General features: G+C 36.9%; 15 protein-coding genes. 11 read left to right on the top strand and 4 right to left on the bottom strand.

The genetic code is table 11. The features are described 5' to 3' along the window. Positions 1 to 449: pentapeptide repeat-containing protein (locus ACTB1O_RS00780; protein WP_462993236.1), on the top strand; the 449-nt coding region annotated here is incomplete at its 5' end. 28 nt (positions 450 to 477) lie between these two features. Here the strand turns inward: ACTB1O_RS00780 and ACTB1O_RS00775 are convergent. Both ACTB1O_RS00775 and ACTB1O_RS00770 read right to left on the bottom strand, forming a co-directional pair. Beyond that, positions 478 to 1,500 (bottom strand): hypothetical protein, encoded by a 1,023-nt coding sequence (locus tag ACTB1O_RS00775; protein WP_462993235.1) that lies wholly within the window; start codon positions 1,498 to 1,500, stop codon positions 478 to 480. Then, positions 1,500 to 2,492 (bottom strand): TolB-like translocation protein, encoded by a 993-nt coding sequence (locus ACTB1O_RS00770; protein WP_462993234.1) that lies wholly within the window; start codon positions 2,490 to 2,492, stop codon positions 1,500 to 1,502. Before ACTB1O_RS00770 ends, ACTB1O_RS00775 begins: the two co-directional genes overlap by 1 nt. 194 nt (positions 2,493 to 2,686) lie before the next feature. On the opposite strand from ACTB1O_RS00770, the gene ACTB1O_RS00765 reads away from it, so the two are divergent. Beyond that, entirely contained in the window at positions 2,687 to 3,304 is a 618-nt protein-coding gene (locus tag ACTB1O_RS00765) for a hypothetical protein (protein ID WP_462993233.1), read from the top strand. Positions 3,305 to 3,318: 14 nt separating this feature from the next. Here the strand turns inward: ACTB1O_RS00765 and ACTB1O_RS00760 are convergent, their stop codons facing one another. Further along, entirely contained in the window at positions 3,319 to 4,503 is a 1,185-nt protein-coding gene (locus ACTB1O_RS00760; protein WP_462993232.1) for a TolB-like translocation protein, read from the bottom strand. A gap of 401 nt (positions 4,504 to 4,904) precedes the next feature. On the opposite strand from ACTB1O_RS00760, the gene ACTB1O_RS00755 reads away from it, so the two are divergent. The 8 genes from ACTB1O_RS00755 (at position 4,905) to ACTB1O_RS00720 (ending at position 12,169) form a co-directional block, all read left to right on the top strand. After that, on the top strand, positions 4,905 to 5,687 hold the full coding sequence (locus ACTB1O_RS00755) for a winged helix-turn-helix transcriptional regulator (protein ID WP_462993231.1): 783 nt from the start codon (positions 4,905 to 4,907) through the stop codon (positions 5,685 to 5,687). Continuing rightward, on the top strand, positions 5,684 to 6,637 hold the full coding sequence (locus ACTB1O_RS00750; protein ID WP_462993230.1) for a hypothetical protein: 954 nt from the start codon (positions 5,684 to 5,686) through the stop codon (positions 6,635 to 6,637). Before ACTB1O_RS00755 ends, ACTB1O_RS00750 begins: the two co-directional genes overlap by 4 nt. A 15-nt stretch (positions 6,638 to 6,652) precedes the next feature. Then, entirely contained in the window at positions 6,653 to 7,552 is a 900-nt protein-coding gene (locus ACTB1O_RS00745) for a hypothetical protein (protein WP_462993229.1), read from the top strand. Between the two features lie 72 nt (positions 7,553 to 7,624). Continuing rightward, positions 7,625 to 8,545 carry a hypothetical protein gene (locus ACTB1O_RS00740; RefSeq protein WP_462993228.1) on the top strand — a complete coding sequence of 307 codons (921 nt, stop codon included), beginning with the start codon at positions 7,625 to 7,627 and terminating at the stop codon, positions 8,543 to 8,545. Positions 8,546 to 8,594: 49 nt separating this feature from the next. Next, positions 8,595 to 9,500 (top strand): hypothetical protein, encoded by a 906-nt coding sequence (locus ACTB1O_RS00735; protein ID WP_462993227.1) that lies wholly within the window; start codon positions 8,595 to 8,597, stop codon positions 9,498 to 9,500. A gap of 2 nt (positions 9,501 to 9,502) precedes the next feature. Further along, positions 9,503 to 9,841: a hypothetical protein gene (locus ACTB1O_RS00730; protein ID WP_462993226.1), complete on the top strand. Its 339-nt coding sequence runs from the start codon at positions 9,503 to 9,505 to the stop codon at positions 9,839 to 9,841. Next, a complete protein-coding gene (locus ACTB1O_RS00725; RefSeq protein ID WP_462993225.1) occupies positions 9,838 to 10,839 on the top strand; it encodes a hypothetical protein in 1,002 nt (333 codons plus the stop codon). Before ACTB1O_RS00730 ends, ACTB1O_RS00725 begins: the two co-directional genes overlap by 4 nt. Before the next feature lie 403 nt (positions 10,840 to 11,242). Next, positions 11,243 to 12,169 carry a CPBP family intramembrane glutamic endopeptidase gene (locus ACTB1O_RS00720; protein WP_462993224.1) on the top strand — a complete coding sequence of 309 codons (927 nt, stop codon included), beginning with the start codon at positions 11,243 to 11,245 and terminating at the stop codon, positions 12,167 to 12,169. A 104-nt stretch (positions 12,170 to 12,273) separates the two neighbouring features. Here ACTB1O_RS00720 and ACTB1O_RS00715 read toward each other — a convergent pair whose 3' ends face one another. Further along, positions 12,274 to 13,572 carry a serpin family protein gene (locus ACTB1O_RS00715; protein WP_462993223.1) on the bottom strand — a complete coding sequence of 433 codons (1,299 nt, stop codon included), beginning with the start codon at positions 13,570 to 13,572 and terminating at the stop codon, positions 12,274 to 12,276. A 452-nt stretch (positions 13,573 to 14,024) separates the two neighbouring features. On the opposite strand from ACTB1O_RS00715, the gene ACTB1O_RS00710 reads away from it, so the two are divergent. Further along, positions 14,025 to 16,802, top strand: coding sequence for a tetratricopeptide repeat protein (locus tag ACTB1O_RS00710; protein ID WP_462993222.1), 2,778 nt, complete (start codon positions 14,025 to 14,027; stop codon positions 16,800 to 16,802). Positions 16,803 to 16,807 lie beyond the last annotated feature (5 nt).

Below are 16,807 nucleotides of genomic sequence, written 5' to 3'. Positions count from 1 at the left end.
CAGGCAGTGTTTTCATGGATTGTCAGTTTAATAACTGCAACATCAGCACGCCGAATTTCAATAACACCGGTTTAAAAAGTGTGGAATTTATAAACTGCAAACTTACAGGTGCTGATTTTAGCGGCTGTAATGATTTTCTTTTTGCAGTAAACTTTGAAAACTGTCTTCTGGACTTCTCCGTTTTTATAGAAAATTCACTTCAGAATACAAAATTTAAAGACTGTACCATAAAAAATGCAAATTTTACAGAATCAGATTTAACAAAAGCATTGTTTTTGAGCTGTGATCTCTTAAATACAGTTTTCATTCAGAACAATTTAACGGATGCTGATTTTAGGACATCATACAATTACTCAATTGATCCGGAATTAAACAGGATGAAAAATGCAAAATTTTCATATCCGGGACTTTCAGGACTTCTGGATAAATATGATATTATTATTGAATGATTTTTGAAAAAATTTTAATCATACAAAATTATCCGACTTTTTTCAGTATATGCGAAGGATATGTATGTCCTGTACTGACAATTTTGCCGGACATATTTACATACAAAATTACAGATCCATAGGGATAATCATCTTTATATTTCTGAATTGTCACCTTATATTCCGGCTCACCCTTATTTTCAGTAATACAGACTCCGGACACTTCATAGTCTAAATCCCCTATAGAACTTATAACGTCCTCATCAGCAAGTACGATTGAAATAACTTCATCTGCCGTAAATTTCAACTTTTTATAGTCTTTTGGATAACAAATATCCGTAGAGCACGAACCCTCTCTGACAACTGCAGCATAATAACACCCCGAGTATTCAAAATATTTATTATTGTAATGCAAAAGGGCATAATTATCCTCTTCAGGTGTTAATTCCACACCTCCATGCTTCTTTTCAAGGGCGCCAAACAGCAGGGGATTATCTTCATATGACAAATATTCAGGAGCAAGCGATTTTAGTCCATAAAGTTCAAGATTCATCACAATCTCGTTTTTGTTACTGTAATCTGAGATCCCGTGAAATCCTCCGGCACTAATATTTTCAACAAATAAAAGCCGGCAGATGCATGAACATAGCCTTATTCTCTCATCACTTTCATCAGGAAACGGAGAATAATCAGGCCCTCTTATCTGATTTATTAGCACCTGCTGTTCCGGGGAGGGGGTTGTCCCTTTCCACCATGCACCTGTTTCAGGAAACCAGCCATAACCATTCTCTTCAAGTATTTTTGTTATGTTTTCGTCATCCATTCCCTGTTTTCTGAGATCCTCAATCATCTTTTCAACAGGAGGGACATAACTGTTAATTGCCTCAATCTCTTCGGGAGTGGCAGGATAAAATCTGTTTTCATCCAAATCACTTAAATTATCCTCTGCTATCAAATCATTGCCAAAATTTCCACCCGAATCATCCGGAATCATACCTGTGCATCCGGTAAGAAAAACGGATAATAATGCAAGAGATGTCAGCACTGCTTTCATTATGCATGAATTGCTCATTATAATCCGCCTCTTCTAACCACCAGAACCAAAAATGCAGCTGAAATTGCGAATAGCAAAGTCAAAATATCCAGATCGGATTCTTTTGGCCCGGATGCTGCATCAGAACTGTTTACAGGCAGTTTATTCTCAATAAGTCCTGAGATATTTGTATAGTATAAATCCCCGCCATATGTTGTCCAGGCCACAATATCACCGTCCACCGAGCAGTCATACTGGGAGAAATACTGCGGCGCTATCTGATATTCACGATTATTTTCAAGAGAAAATACATAGAGCTGCGAGCGCCCGGTGCGGTAATCTTCCCAGAAAACCTTATCCCCGTAAACCTGTGGATATGCGTCATCCAGGAAATGTCCTGATGATACCAGTGTTTTATTTTGCGTTTTTAGATCTGTATAATACATCAAAAAATCCGAGCCATCTGGGATTATTTCAATTAAATCCGAAGTAAATTTAGGCTTTAATCGCAAGGAATAATTAGATTTTGCCTGATATGAGAGTTTTACATCAGGATTTAGTATTGAATAGTTTTCTGCAGCGGCAAAACTAATTCTCTCCAAAGGTACTGAATATAAATAATAACCATGGGGATTCGGATCCTTGTAATCAAAAGATACAGGTGCTGTTTTATCCTCATACCAAAAAATGGTGCTATTTTTTATCCATGGACTTAAACTCCTGCATCCGCTTTTGTATACCGGAGTAGTCACATTTGCAGATATATTATACAGGTAAATATTCCCCATAGGAAGATGGTGCTCATAAACTGCTCTTCCTCTAAAAATGCCTAACGCAACAGACTCGGGATCTTTTCCAAACGGATCGTCCTTATAATCCAGATACACAATATAATTCCCGGCAACATACGGATCATATGAATACCCTTCACTGAAGAGTACAGGAACTCCCGCCGATACGTTAGTAACAACTGATAATAATAAAATAATTAAAAATGCAAAAAATACCTTAAACTCCATTTTATTATGCATATTTAACCCCATTGAACTGGTCCCTTAATTCTGATATTTTAATATCAGACTAAAAGACCATAAATGCCTCTCACTATATCATTGAACTGTTTTTCAAATTATGAAACAGTTCAAGAGTATTGTGAGAGGGTATTATATGGACAAAATAAAATATCATACATAATAATGATTCAGGCAGGAAAATTTAGGGTTGAGTGAAAATAATGATACTATTCTTCTTTTTAATGCCGTTACCCTCAATTGCATCAATAATACTATATTACGGTCTCAGGCATGTTAACCCCCTTAAATTAAAGATTGCAATTCCTGTCACATTATTTGCAGCGATTTTAACTCTCTGGCTTTTGATTCTCCCAAATTTTGAATCTCCGGTCATTGTACCGGAAATCACATGGTTTTTAGTCACCGTAATGGCTATCCTCATCGCATCCGCTGTTGCCTGCCCCGTCTTTATCTCAATGAGTATATTCAGTAACATCTTCTCAAAAAAAGGAGAAGCAATTGCAGCATTTTTAGCCCCGTTTCTTTCCATCCCATTTATTTTTGCCCTGATGTTAGCTGAAATGCGACCAGAACAACCTTTGCCTTCGGATTTTTTCTGGCACCTGCTTCCTATCTGCGGATGGGCAATTGATCTTATCACATTCAACCTGAAATATGTTTTAACAGAAAACAGCATCCTCACAGGATTTTTAATATATTTTGGTTTTTTTGTGGAGATTCTGATTTTGATGCTGTTTCTTTTTGGATGGCTGAAATGTGTCTCGATAGCGGATAAAAGACGAGAACAAAAGCGAAATGATGAAAAATAATATATTTTTTCAGGTCAACGGAATCTCCCGGCGGCGAATACAAACAAAACAGCCATAACCGTTACAAAAAATGTAAATCCCGGCATTTCCTTTGCAAAAGGAATATTCGAAAAAATTGATTCCTGCATAAACGGCTCTCCCGAAGGATCATATGTAAACAAAATTACATCTTTTTCACGCCAGACAATATTATTCCCGGATATTGAAGCCCCCTTAAACCCGTTTTCGGGGAGGGAGAGGAGCATATTTTCTCCTGTTGTAAGGTTAATCAGGTGATTCTGGCTGTCCGGCGTATCTGTACTCCAGAATCCAAAATTTGTGTACACAAAGAGATCGCCTGACATTGAAAATCCGCCCGCCTGGTCACTGACACTGGTGATTTCACTTAAATTACCGCTTTTTAGGTCATAAACCCTGACAACAGACTTTGAACTTTCGGTCAATGAATCCGCCCATATGACTTTTCCTTCACAAAGAAGGAATTCGTCACGAAACCCGGGCAGGTCTGTTATAATATCAGTCTTTTTAGTGATAATATTGTATACATACAGATCAGTTGTCCGTGAATCAGCATTTTTTGTTCCCTCCCAGGCGACAGTATCTCCGTCTATACTACAATCCCCTGCAAATAAAAGCTCTTCGGATATTTTTTTAAGACTCCATTCTGTTATATTAAACAGGAAAACCTCATTCTGATCTTTCCAGACCGCAATATCACCAGAAACATCAGGATATCTCGGAGAACCTTTCTCAGTCGGGATTAATTTTCGTTCACCTGATGAGATTGTATAAATATAAAGAACCCATATTCGTGAATCAGCAGCAGAATCATCTTTCTCAAGCCAGATAACATGATCTCCGGAGATTTCCGGCGGGTAAAGCTCAAAGTAGTTTCCTCCCGAAATTTTAAGGCTCTGGTTTGTCGACAGGGTGTGCAGTATGACTTTTTTATACTCAGTCCAGACAATATGATCCCCGTCTATTTCGATATAGCGTATCACACCGCCAGCATCTATTGCTTTAATAGTTCCGGGAGCAAACTCAGCCGCAGAGACAGAATGTGGACAAAGACAAAAAATTAATGCAAAAATTATCAGAAATTTTAGAAATAATCTGACAGAATTATAAGATATTTCAGTTTCAGTATTTTTAGAATATTTTTTAATTTTCAAATAGAACTTTCCATAATCAATTTTCATTTTATTATAAATAATAAATCATGGTATAAAAATACCTCTCACTATATCATTGAACTGTTTTTTTTAATTGAAGAACAGTTCAAGAGTATAGTGAGAGGTCATTATATAGACCTAAATGAATATTAATTGTTATAAGTATTCTGACCGAAAATTGCATTATAATACACTACAAATTCCATGAAAAAAATCTGGAAAAAGGAGAAACAGGTTTTATAAATGTGTAAATGATTGTGGCGTAACAGCTTTTGACAATTATTGAAATATTTAATTTACAGGGATATTTATTAAAAGAAATCATGGTTGTCTAAACAAATTCTATATCTGACACTGAATACCCGGGGGGTAAACAAAAGTGATCTGAAAATAATTTAATTATATTAAAAAAATGGGGCAGGGGTTTAATGAAATTATTTCAAAGAAGAATCACATTAATAATTTTATTTTCAATATTTTTTATAATATTATTCGCAGGTCATGTTAGTGCAGAAGATAAAATAATACAAATAAGAGGCGGATATGTAGTGACAACTGCATATGAGGTAAATACTACCGATAGGGAAGAACTCGAAGTAAAGCAGGTAGAATTTTCTGAACTGGAGCCCAGAATAAAACTTATTTCTCTTATCTCTGAATATATTCCATTTGGGGATTTTATATTGGCAATATTTTTTTCGGCGATTTCCTCAGGCCTTATAGCATATTTTGGATTGAAGCTCATTAACCGGAATAATGCCCTCAAAAACAAAAACAGAGCCAAAATTTCTGAAATAATTAAAAACAATCCGGGGATTAATTTTTCCGATATTGTAAGAGAACTTGGAATAACAAAATCAATAGCCAAATATCATTTGAATAAACTTGTCGTACTTGGAATTATCCGCCCTTTTTCTGTAAATGGAATTTCAGGATATTTCAAAAACAATAATACCTTTTCAACTTCGGAAATGAAGCTTTTACTCATACAAAAAAATTCAAAAGACAAACAAATACTCGAAATTTTAAATTTGCATCCCGGAATTGCAAGAAATGAAATATCAATGAAAATCGGACTCTCAGGACCTGCGATTACATGGCATATGAAAAGACTTGAAAAATCCGGTTTTGTTGATATCGTCAGGGATGGAAGAAATGCCAGATATTTTTTGAAACAGGATTTGAATCTTACAGAGGGAATGACAATATGAAATCTCTGCTATTAGTAACACTCTTACTCTCTTCACTATTCATCTGCGGCTGCACTGCACCCGGAGCAGATGATAAAAACGGGAACTGGATAATTCTTCCGGCAATGGATAATTCTGCCGGCATAATAGGAATCACAAACATTTCAGATACTCCAAAAGGGGATTACAAAGGACTTGTAATATCTGCTGTTCCGGAGTCATATGTGGGAATTTTGGGAGAACCCGTTGTAACCAGTATCATATTTAAAAATAAAGGGAATTATCCTCTTGAAATTGAGAATTACCCCCCGGAATTTCTCATAAAAAATCCGGCCGACATCTCCAGACCATTCAGGATAATTAAACGATACACACGGGGAGATAGTGATGTTACAATACCTGCAGGTGAAAAACTCAGTTATGAGATCAAATGGAATCTGACAGATGATAACGGCAAAAATGCAACCCACGGATTATATACACTTGAAATAACGGACGTGAGTGTCCGGGACGGTAAAAGTGAAGAGATTTACATGGGCGAATCCGGCAGAGAGATTGCACAAATTATGATTAAACCCAAAGGTGAACTTCTCAGGAAGACAATTCCGGTAAATCTCTCCAAAGAAGATAAAGAAATTAAAATAATTTTTGACAGGATAGAAGCAGGAGATGAAGGCACACAGCTTTTCTTTTCGGCAGAAATCCCAAAAACAGAATATGTAGAAGTAATGGATAACGGTAAAAAATGGTCATATCATTTTTCATCAGAAGACATGCCTCGTGGATTCTACTCTATAGACAACAGGGAGAAAAAATATATCTGGAATATGGAATATTCCGGCGGCAATAATAATATTAATTCTTACAAATGCCTGATTGAGCCATTAACAGTAAAAAAAGGCAATATTTCCGTTGAAATCACTAATTTTGGTCCTGTTGGAGGAATATGGAATTATGAAATTAAATTGTGAAAATTTGGATAAAATATGAATTGCAAAATTATAATTAACCTGATAATAGCAGCTTCAATCATTCTGGCTTTGACCGTATCTGTATCCGCAGATAAAGTCCTTCCAACCTCAACAAAGGTTTTTTTCGAAAAAGACGGACAACCCTACAATGAATCTGTAAAATTTACTGTTACATGTTATGGCTACATTGTGGATGATACAGATCCCAACTGGAAAAATTACTGGCGGGGAAATTATATCAGAAGAGAGACGGGCACATACAACCAGACCGAAGTATTTGCATATTCCGCAACTGCTGACCACTACGGGGCTGAAATTTTTGAACCGTTTTACTTAAACTACAGGGTAATTGATTACTGCACACTTTTTGGGGAGACAAACGGACAGAAATTCATAATTGAAAATATCGGAGACAGCCCCGTTCCGGACTGCAGTTACAGAGACCGGTTTGTAAGAACCCCCTCAGAATATATTGATGCTTGTTATTTTGAAACAAATCAATCCTATCGCTGCTTTGATGAACAGCAAAATGACAAATTGTGCAACAGTTACCTGGAAAAATTTGACCTGGATAAAATTTACCCGGAAAATACCGGGACAAAAATAGTTGACGGAAAGAAAATGGTAAGAACAAAGGAATATATTGAATGCCGTGAAAAAGCCCGTTCACTTGATTTTCTTAACTGTAGCAGGTATTTTGAAGAAGTTCCCTGTGAGGATTACTGTGATCCGGATGGAAATCCAATTTACAGAGATTGCAGCCTGTATTTTACAATCCCGACTGACGAAGATGGGAATATTATCGAAAGTTTACCCAAAACGGCGCCTGAAACACTAAAACCCCCAAACATAACAGTAAACAGGATAAATCTAATTCAGTTTTATCAGCAATTCCTAAATTATCTGGGGCTTTGAAATAGTAATTAAATGAGATTCCTTCAGGGAGAATATGAAATAACAAAATATAATTAAAAAAACGAGACTGAAATGATGAAATCAAAACATGCAATATGCCTTATTGCAGGCATTTTTCTGATAATAGCAGTAGTTGAACCCGTATCTGCGGATGCAATCATAACAACAGAAACAAAAGTATTTTTTGAAAAAGACGGGCAGGCATACAATGAACCTGTAAAATATACTTTAAAATGCTACGGCTACATCATCGACAGCACTGATCCCAATTACAGCAATTACTGGAGGGGAAGTTATCAGAAAAAAGATCCGGGAACATACAACACAACAGAGGTTTTCTCATACTCTGCAACGATATCGGGATACGGTGCAAAAATCTATGAGCCATATTATTTCAAATATCTGGCATTTGACTATTGCACACTATACGGGGAAACAAACGGTAAAAAATTCGTAATAGAAAATGCCGGAGAAAGTCCGATTTCAAACTGCTCAATGCGTACACACAGTATAGACTATAACCGGTTAAGAGAGAATTCTGATATCTGCTATTTGTCAACAGATGAATCCTACAACTGCCATTTAAATCAAAGCCTGCTAAAAGAAAATGAATCCGCATTATGTGACAGATATCTCGAGAAATTTGACATGAAAAAGACATACTCCAAAGATACCAGAGCATTTGAACTCAACGGAGTTATGATGATTGAAACAGATGAGTATAAAGCATGCTATGAAAAAGCCAGATCTATTGACCTGAACTGCAGCAGTTACTATAAAGAAGTCGCATGCACTGATTACTGCGATCCTGACCTAAATCCAATTCAAAGAGACTGTAATTTGTATTTCAAAATCCCGACAGATGATGCCGGAAATATCATAGAAATGCCAAAGGAAGAACCAAAAAAAAACCTGACCGCCAAAGAGAATACAAAATCTGAAGAGAGCAAATCGATATTCACAGCCATACTGAAATTTTTGGGGCTTGTATAAATACTGCTATATTGCCTTATGAAAAAAAGAATGAAAAAGGAAAACCGAAATGACCAGATTAAAATCAATTTTTTGCCTTGCAGCCGGAATCATGCTGATTTTGGCCATAACTGCACCTGTATCTGCAGATATTGCTATACCAACATTAACAAAAGTCTTCTTTGAAAAAAACGGAGAGCCTTACAATGAAAGTGTTGAATTCACAGTTAGATGCTATGGCTATTCATTTTACCCAGGAACTCCGGAATTTAAGGAATTTTTGAATAAAGGCTCTGAAAGAAAAGAGAAGGGTACATACGAACAAAAAGAGGTTTTTTCATATTCAGCTACCGCTGATTGCTACGGTGCAAAAATCTATGAGCCGTTTTACTTAAATTATAGAGTTATAGATTACTGTACACTAAAAGGCGTGACAAAAGGAGAGGAATTTTTTATCGCAAATGCAGGAGAAGGCCCCTTTCAAAACTGCTCAATGTGTAATTATGCAGCCATAAGAAAATCTGATGCCTGCTATCTTGGAACAAAAGAATCAGACAGCTGCTTTAAAAAAGAAGCCGAATTGAAAGATAAAAAGACAGAGTCCTGCAAAATTTACCTGGACAAATATGATGAAAATAAAGCATATCCCAAAAATACAGGAATCATTGAATCAAAAGGTCAGAAATTTATATTGACTGAACAATATAACTCATGCTCTGATAAGGCATCCGCCATTGACTTAAACTGCTCCCTATACTACACCGGTGTTCCCTGTGAAAATTACTTCAACCCTTCCGGAAGCCTGATTCAAAGAGACTGCAGCCTGTATTTTACAATACCAACTGATGAAAACGGAAACATAATAGAGATGACAGAAGACGAAAATGACTTCAAAAGTGTTTTTACCGGTGATAAGGGTATAGAAAAGAGCGAATCAATATTTACAATAATCCTGAAAATCCTGGGGCTTGCCTGAAAATGCTCTATGAATACTTATTCCTCGAGTCTCTTCTTTTCACATGGATAGTTGAAATACCACTATTATATCTTGCAATCCGTTATGTGCTGAAAACAGAGAACTGCTCAAAAGATATAATCGCCACCGGTCTTTTGATGACCGCAGTTACTCTTCCATATCTCTGGTTTGTAATGCCGCCCTTTCTTGATATGGCATGGTATCCGCTTAATGGTGAAATAATTGTAATTGCAATAGAATCTGTTATAATCTGGCACCTTTTAAAAATAAGGTATATTCATTCGTTGATCCTGGCAGCATTTGTAAATGCCGTATCATACGGACTCGGACTTTTAATATGAAGAAAAGATACCTTCAGGTTTTACTGACCCTGTTCTTAATCACTTCTGCAGTCTTCATCTCAGGATGCACAGATTCCGGCAAAAATTATATCAATTCAACGAATTCCGCTACCACAACACAATTATCCCCGGAAGAAGAATTTAATCTCAGTTACCAGAAAATACCGGTATCACCGGATATAGAGGAACTTTTGCTTACAAACGGATCTTATGTTGCCGAAATTGCCCTCAAAGATAATAAGGCACAGCAGCTTCTAAGGCACGGAGGAGTTATCCGCGGTATTGATTTCAGATTCACCCCCTGCCCAAAATACCCGGCATTTTGTCTTTCATCATATCCAAAGCTTATAATTGACTATGAAAACCTTGAATACCAGGTCAGCGTAAATGAAACTTCCGGAGATGTAACCGGAGGCGAAATCGATATGCAGGCAAATCATTTGGATTATTCAAAGGTTACTTTCGGAGAGACCAGATATTATTTCAACGGAACAAAAATAATTCTTGCATCAAATAATACATATTTCATATTCCCTGATACAAAAAAAGGAGTTGATCTCCAGGAGCAAAAATCAAAAATCACTCTGAAGATAACACAAAACGATTTTTCAGTCTCAGGAAATATCACATCAGATCTGACATCAGTCATCTCACTGGTTGCAAACAGCAGCAAGGCAAAAACTCTCCTTAAATACGGCTGGAAACCGATATCAGCAAAAGAGACCCGGGATGATGCATATAATAAAAGAATACTTATTGTCCTGACATTCGGCTATAAGGACTTTCTTTTTTCATTCGCAGCAGATGAAAACGATGATTTCGTCAGATATCAGTACCCTGAAAATGTCTCATATGACTACTCAGACAAAAGTCACCGTTACACTTCAGACCATGACAACCGGATGGAAAACTGGTGGGTGTTTGACAAACAAAATAATGATGTGATAATGATTTTTAACAGAACAGAAATAAAATATCTGAATACAGAAGCGTTTTAAAAAACGTGTGAAACCAATAATTCATCACAATTTTAATTAAAACAGAAGCAGATAAATGCCAGGGCGGAAAAGAAATGTCGCAAATAGATCTCACATCCAATTTTCATTACGGATTTATTTGAAACTGGAAAGAAACATGGTTAAAAATGAAATGTGCTGGTTTGAAACAAAAATTTGGGTACAGAGAATCAGAGCTGCCAGAGATATAATCAGAACAGAATATTCCAATTGATATTTTATTGGATAAATACGTAAATTCTATATTAGTTAAAGCCGACCATCTTATTATTTAAAGGTGATTTATTTGATTCCTGCTTTTGAATTAATCAAAAAATATCAGTTAGTATCATATTTTTTTCTGGCATTTCTCTTTACGTGGACAATCTTTTTTATACCTCTCCTGATGCCGGTAGATGATCCGGTAAACTGCATACTGCTGATGGGCATAGGCGGCTCAGGCCCTGCATTCGCCGCGATAATCCTCTCCGGCATATTAAAACCCGGAAAAGTGAAAAATGACACCCGAAAATATTGGGCAGTCTTTCTGACTGCGGCAGTGATAACCGCTGCTTTGATTATCCTCTATCTTCAGATAAATCCGGCAGCATTCTCGCTCCAGCTGCTGCTTTTAGTAGCAATCAACGCCGCTATTGCAGCCTACATAATAAGCGGAGGACTCTCAGGCCGTGAAGGAATAAGAGTGCTGTTAAGCAGACTCTATATCTGGAAAGCCGGCCTGAAATGGTATGCAATGGCCACTTTATTCATTCCGGCCGTAATGATATTCTCCCTGATAGTCTGCACAATAAATGCCGGTTTATCACTCAGTGAAATAGCTCCCCAGTTATCCCTGGGTGTCGCATCCTCGGTGATAATCACCTTTGGATATGTGACCCTGCTTCGCGGGCCGTTAAGGGAAGAGATCGGCTGGAGAGGTTTTGCATTACCGCGTCTTCAGTATCTATACTCCCCCCTTATAGGAACACTTCTCTTAGGAATAATATGGACAATCTGGCACCTGCCGCTTCACCTCAATGGAATCTACGCCGGAGGAATGGACGGATTCATAGAGAGATTTTACTTCAACATTGGAATCACGTTCCTCTTTACATGGATCTACAATCATTCAAAAGGCAGTCTTTTGATGACCACAGTTTTCCACACATCCATAAACTCCACCGCCACAGTGCTTTTAATCCCCGGTTTGATTGCCGGACCATTCTCAATCCTGTTCAGCATCATTATAAACATTGCAGCCATTGCCGTAATTATAAAAGACAAAATGTGGCAAAAGCTCCCCGAAGACCACGAAGCTGTGTATAAATACTAAAACCGGAAAAAACCCATTTTTTGGATTTATCAGGGATAATCCCTGGAACAAATTTGATATGGAAAAAATTATTGAAATTAATTGTTTTATTGTTGGATACCTGTTTATACAGGATTACTAACCCTTCCCATAAACAGAATATTTCCGGTATCATCTTCTGATATTAAGAATATGAACGGATGATCGGCCATAAACACAGGTACAGGCTCCTCCTCAACAACTGCTTTAAGGTTCATTACAACGGCGGTTGCCGCAGCAGCCTCTGTTCCCTCTTCATTTACATCAACGTATGCCTTGTGAACAACATCACTTATAAACAGATCTTTTGTCCCGTCCATTCCGGAGAAGTCTGCATCGCTTGTGAATGCAACCGGCATTCCCATATCCCTTAATGTATCAGAAAGTGAGTATTCAGTCTCAAGTTTGAATTTCGGGAAGAACAGTTTTACCTGCTTTGATTGAAGTGAGTTCTCAATCAGGCTGAGTTCTTTCGCATCCAAAGAGTCCTCCAGCGACTTTAATGAGTTTCCTTTTGGAAGAAGAACAGTCATCGAAAGTTTAACTCCTTCGTCACTTTCATATGGCATCTTTAAAGCCTGGAGACTGTCTGTTTCACTATAGCCATATATTGCGTCATCATCAGTCCTCTTCATCATATCAACCTTCAAAACATCGCCGGATGACGTTACAAAGTCCGCCTCATATGTCTTGTTCTGATCGAACTGTTTCACCCATGTGCCTTTGAAGTAGACCGCATTTGTGATGACAAGCCTTGTTAGGGGATCGATCATTCCCTGCGGAATTAAATCCTTTATTTTGTCATTGGTCTTCTCCTCAGCCCAGGTATTTATAAGCAGGCGTGACTCTTCAGGCTGGTTTATGAAATCAAGATTTGTGGTGTCGGCCCCGTAATAATCCGCTGCAGTTTGGATGTAGCTTTCAAGGAAAGGATAGGTCTCCTCAGCCCAGAGTGCATTTGCAACACTGAGGGAATATGCAGGATTTTCGGCATTAACTGCAGTGTTGACTGCAAGATATCCATCTCTTAAAGTCTGAATATTCTCAGGGAAGAAAAATACAGACCCAATCTCATCCGCAGTTTCACCCTTTGCACCTTCATAAACAAGGGCAAATGCCGATGATATGGAATAAGGTGAATAGAAGAGATTTGTGCTATCAGTATTTTCTCCCACAAGCGTTTTGTAAAGCGAGAATGCAAAATTGTTGTTTGCAGCGGCGACTGCATCTGCTGATTCACCTGCGGTTCCCGGAATTTCCGGAGTCTGTGAGGGCGGGGGTGTTGGTACCTGGCCGGTATCAGGTGTTCCTGCACATCCCGCAAAAATTACACAGAAAATAACAGCAATTCCTGCTGCCATTAATGTGACTTTATTTTTATCCATGTCAGAGAATTGGTTATGAGGTGTATTAAACCCGGCGTTGACTGCGAATTTTTTTGAAGCAATAAATAAAGTAAAAAATTATTTCTGTCAGCCTGAATTATTAAAAAAGAATAATTAATTTTCCTGAAACCCTGATGAAAAAAAGCTTATACTAATAGTACTTTTATCAAATAATCTCATTATTATCAGTTCTCAAAAATTGATGTTCATTCTATTTTATGGAATATATTTATCATCTCTAAATCCTATTGTGTGTCAGTGGCAGAATGTATATCCGTAATTGGCTTAAAAAGATCTGGGACAGGCTCATAGATTTCTGGTCACCGGCAGTTATTAACAGTATTTACATATTTTTTTATTCCATACACCGTTTTTTTCAGTTTTTCAAGTACGTGATTTTTGGACGTTTATTCTATCTTCTTCTTATTTTTTTCAGTGCAGCGTTATTTATTGTGCTTCTGGCTATCCGCTCAGCACTTTCTGCTGGCGGGGAAATTTCATTTCAGGGAATGGAATGGAGTACAGTTATCTCCTGGCCGGGATTTATTCAGATTTGTGCAATATATCTGTTTTTTCTGGTATTAACATGGATATTACGCTATCATTCAACCCCTGTTATCGAAGAATTCTCAGATGATACCGGGGGTGATGAAAATAATAAAATTACAGGAGTCGACACTTTTCTCCTCGTAAAATTAAGACGCATCACTCAGCTTTATAATGATGTAAATGAACAGCGTCCTATATCAACCTCAATAGGAGAAAACAGAGATATATCAGCGGTTTTAAAAGTTGATGATCCGGGAGAGATCCTCATAAAAGCTGAAAGCACGACAAGCACCATAAGTTTTGGCCCGGTAGCAATTCCAATCGGCCTTTTCATATCGCTTTTTAATAATCTGTCACGCGGTCCAAGAATACGGGGAAGTATAAGAAGAACAGAAAATGGCTATATTCTTCTTGCCTCAATGTCAGGCCAGGGTTATAATTTTGCATGGAAAATTGAAAGAAACCAGAAAAAATCAGAAATAAAGACAGATTCAGACGATAAAATTACAGAAGAAAAAGAGTCTGATAATGTTTACGCCAAATATCCTGTCGAAGAGATGGTAAAAGAGCTCGCATACAGGATATACACTGATATTCCTTCCACAGGTTCTTATAATTGGAAAGCAACCTGCCTATTCAATAAAGGTCTGACAAGCTATAGAGAATGCCTTAAAACCCCAAAGAATCAGATTAAAAACTTAAAAAAAGCAGAAGAATCCTTTCAGAAAGCTCTGGCATATGACAATACATTTTCAACAGCATGGTATAATCTTGGAGTTGTATATTCAGAACTTAAAATGGGAACAGCAGCAGAAAAGGCTTTTTTAAAGGCAATAGAACAGGATCAGAATCAGCCAAAGGCATATTATGCACTTGCACAAACCAGATACCACAGGCTTTTTTGGTATAGGGAAAAAAGAATTTTAGAATATGATAAGAATATTCTGGAGTGCTGCAACCAGGTACGCAGCCTTAACTCCAAAATCAGCCTTCCTTTTACAAAAACACTATACCGGATACGAAACTGGGACTTTCCGGATTTTTATTCACTTGAAGCCCGGAATTTGAACCTTAAGGGTATAACATACCTTGAAATGTCATTTTATGAGAAGGAAAATAAATCTGATCTTATTAAAAAGGCAATTTTATGCCATAAAAAAGCACTTGTCTTTGCATGGGATAATTATTCACAGATTTCACATCTGGGAATTGACAGGGACAATTACATCAAAAACAACTGGGAAAACAGCTGCAGACTTCTTGCAACATGCATGAGCGATCTTGCATGGGCATATCTGTACATGTTTCATTTTCCCGAAAAAGAAAGTAATGATAAATTTATTGCTGATGATTCCTGCAAAAAACAAAAGTACCTGAAAAAATCTGTATATCTGTTAAAGAAGGCTATAAACATTAATCACAAAATGAACAGTCAGTGCATTTGTCCCGAGCTTCACTGGAGACTTGGCGTTGCATATTGTCTGCACAGGGATTTCACAGCAAAAATAAATTTTGAGAAAGCATGCGACGAATTTAAAAATGCAATCAGGATAAACCCTGAAATTACAAAATATCATATCTCTCTCGCACACGCCTCACATTTATCAGGCAATGAAAAAATCATGAATAAAACCTGTATCTCAAATTGTCTTGAATATGCGTTAAAATCATATTCTGAAGAGATTGAATCCGACGGGGATCAATGGAGAACATTAAAACAGTTTTTTGAGCTCACCTGTAATTCTTCCGGAGATAAAAAAAGAGCAGATAAAAATTCCTGCTACCACTGTTTTAAAGTGCTGCATTATTTTTTAATAGATCTTTATAAACAGGGCACACTTCTGGATTTTTATGAAGATATGGATGAAATAGAGTTAAAATACAAAATAAACAAAATTCTTCTTACATATTCTATATATATGACATATGAATACCTGTATAAACCCAAAAAAAATTGTGAAAATGCGCAGGAATCACAAAACACTCAATGTATGCACTGTACACAAAACCTTTCCATTATTCTGAAATGGATGCTCGGGCACTATTCAACACTGGAAGGACGGTATTATTATTATAAAGCCAGTTTGTTAACATCTCAACTTAACAAAAACTCCGATATCGAAGATCTTTATAATATATCCAAAGATTGTTTCACAAAATCATATGACCTTTTTGAACTATTTCCAAAAGAGCGCTCAAAAATAAATGCCAACATCAGCCTGATTGAAACAACAAAAATCTCTAAAGATGTACCGGATGCACTGTTCAATATCTCATCCGCCCACAACCTAAATCCTTCAGACAATTTTATCCACATGGTTCAGGGAACTATTGGAATTGAAACGGAAAATTACTCCAAATCATTAGAATATTTTGACGAAGCACTCTGGAGAGCATATAACATATCAAATTTCTCACAATATATTATTAACAAATATTTCATGAGAATTGCCTACTCGCATATACATCTTGCAAATTTTTGCAAAAACAAAAATGAGAGAAATAAACATTATGAAACTGCCCTTGAGGCACTAGAAAAGTCAAGAAGAATTTTTTCCGCTGCTTATAATCAACATCTTAAACCTGAAGATGAGATCTACAATTACGATCTGGAATCCACTGATATTAAAAAGCAACAGGCATCAAAGATTTTCAGAAGCATAATTGCATCATATTTCTAGATCGG

The sequence above is a fragment of the Methanomicrobium sp. genome (assembly GCF_055145805.1).
The sequence above is the reverse complement of the archived record's forward strand: the minus strand, read 5'-3'. Positions and strand labels throughout refer to the sequence as shown.

Coding starts and splice junctions, on each gene's coding strand:
- ACTB1O_RS00730 (WP_462993226.1), top strand. CDS start 9,503: ATGCTCTATGAATACTTATTCCTCGAGTCTCTTCTTTTCACATGGATA.
- ACTB1O_RS00725 (WP_462993225.1), top strand. CDS start 9,838: ATGAAGAAAAGATACCTTCAGGTTTTACTGACCCTGTTCTTAATCACT.
- ACTB1O_RS00755 (WP_462993231.1), top strand. CDS start 4,905: ATGAAATTATTTCAAAGAAGAATCACATTAATAATTTTATTTTCAATA.
- ACTB1O_RS00760 (WP_462993232.1), bottom strand. CDS start 4,503: ATGAAAATTGATTATGGAAAGTTCTATTTGAAAATTAAAAAATATTCT.
- ACTB1O_RS00715 (WP_462993223.1), bottom strand. CDS start 13,572: ATGGATAAAAATAAAGTCACATTAATGGCAGCAGGAATTGCTGTTATT.
- ACTB1O_RS00775 (WP_462993235.1), bottom strand. CDS start 1,500: ATGAGCAATTCATGCATAATGAAAGCAGTGCTGACATCTCTTGCATTA.
- ACTB1O_RS00735 (WP_462993227.1), top strand. CDS start 8,595: ATGACCAGATTAAAATCAATTTTTTGCCTTGCAGCCGGAATCATGCTG.
- ACTB1O_RS00740 (WP_462993228.1), top strand. CDS start 7,625: ATGATGAAATCAAAACATGCAATATGCCTTATTGCAGGCATTTTTCTG.
- ACTB1O_RS00770 (WP_462993234.1), bottom strand. CDS start 2,492: ATGCATAATAAAATGGAGTTTAAGGTATTTTTTGCATTTTTAATTATT.
- ACTB1O_RS00745 (WP_462993229.1), top strand. CDS start 6,653: ATGAATTGCAAAATTATAATTAACCTGATAATAGCAGCTTCAATCATT.
- ACTB1O_RS00720 (WP_462993224.1), top strand. CDS start 11,243: ATGCCGGTAGATGATCCGGTAAACTGCATACTGCTGATGGGCATAGGC.
- ACTB1O_RS00750 (WP_462993230.1), top strand. CDS start 5,684: ATGAAATCTCTGCTATTAGTAACACTCTTACTCTCTTCACTATTCATC.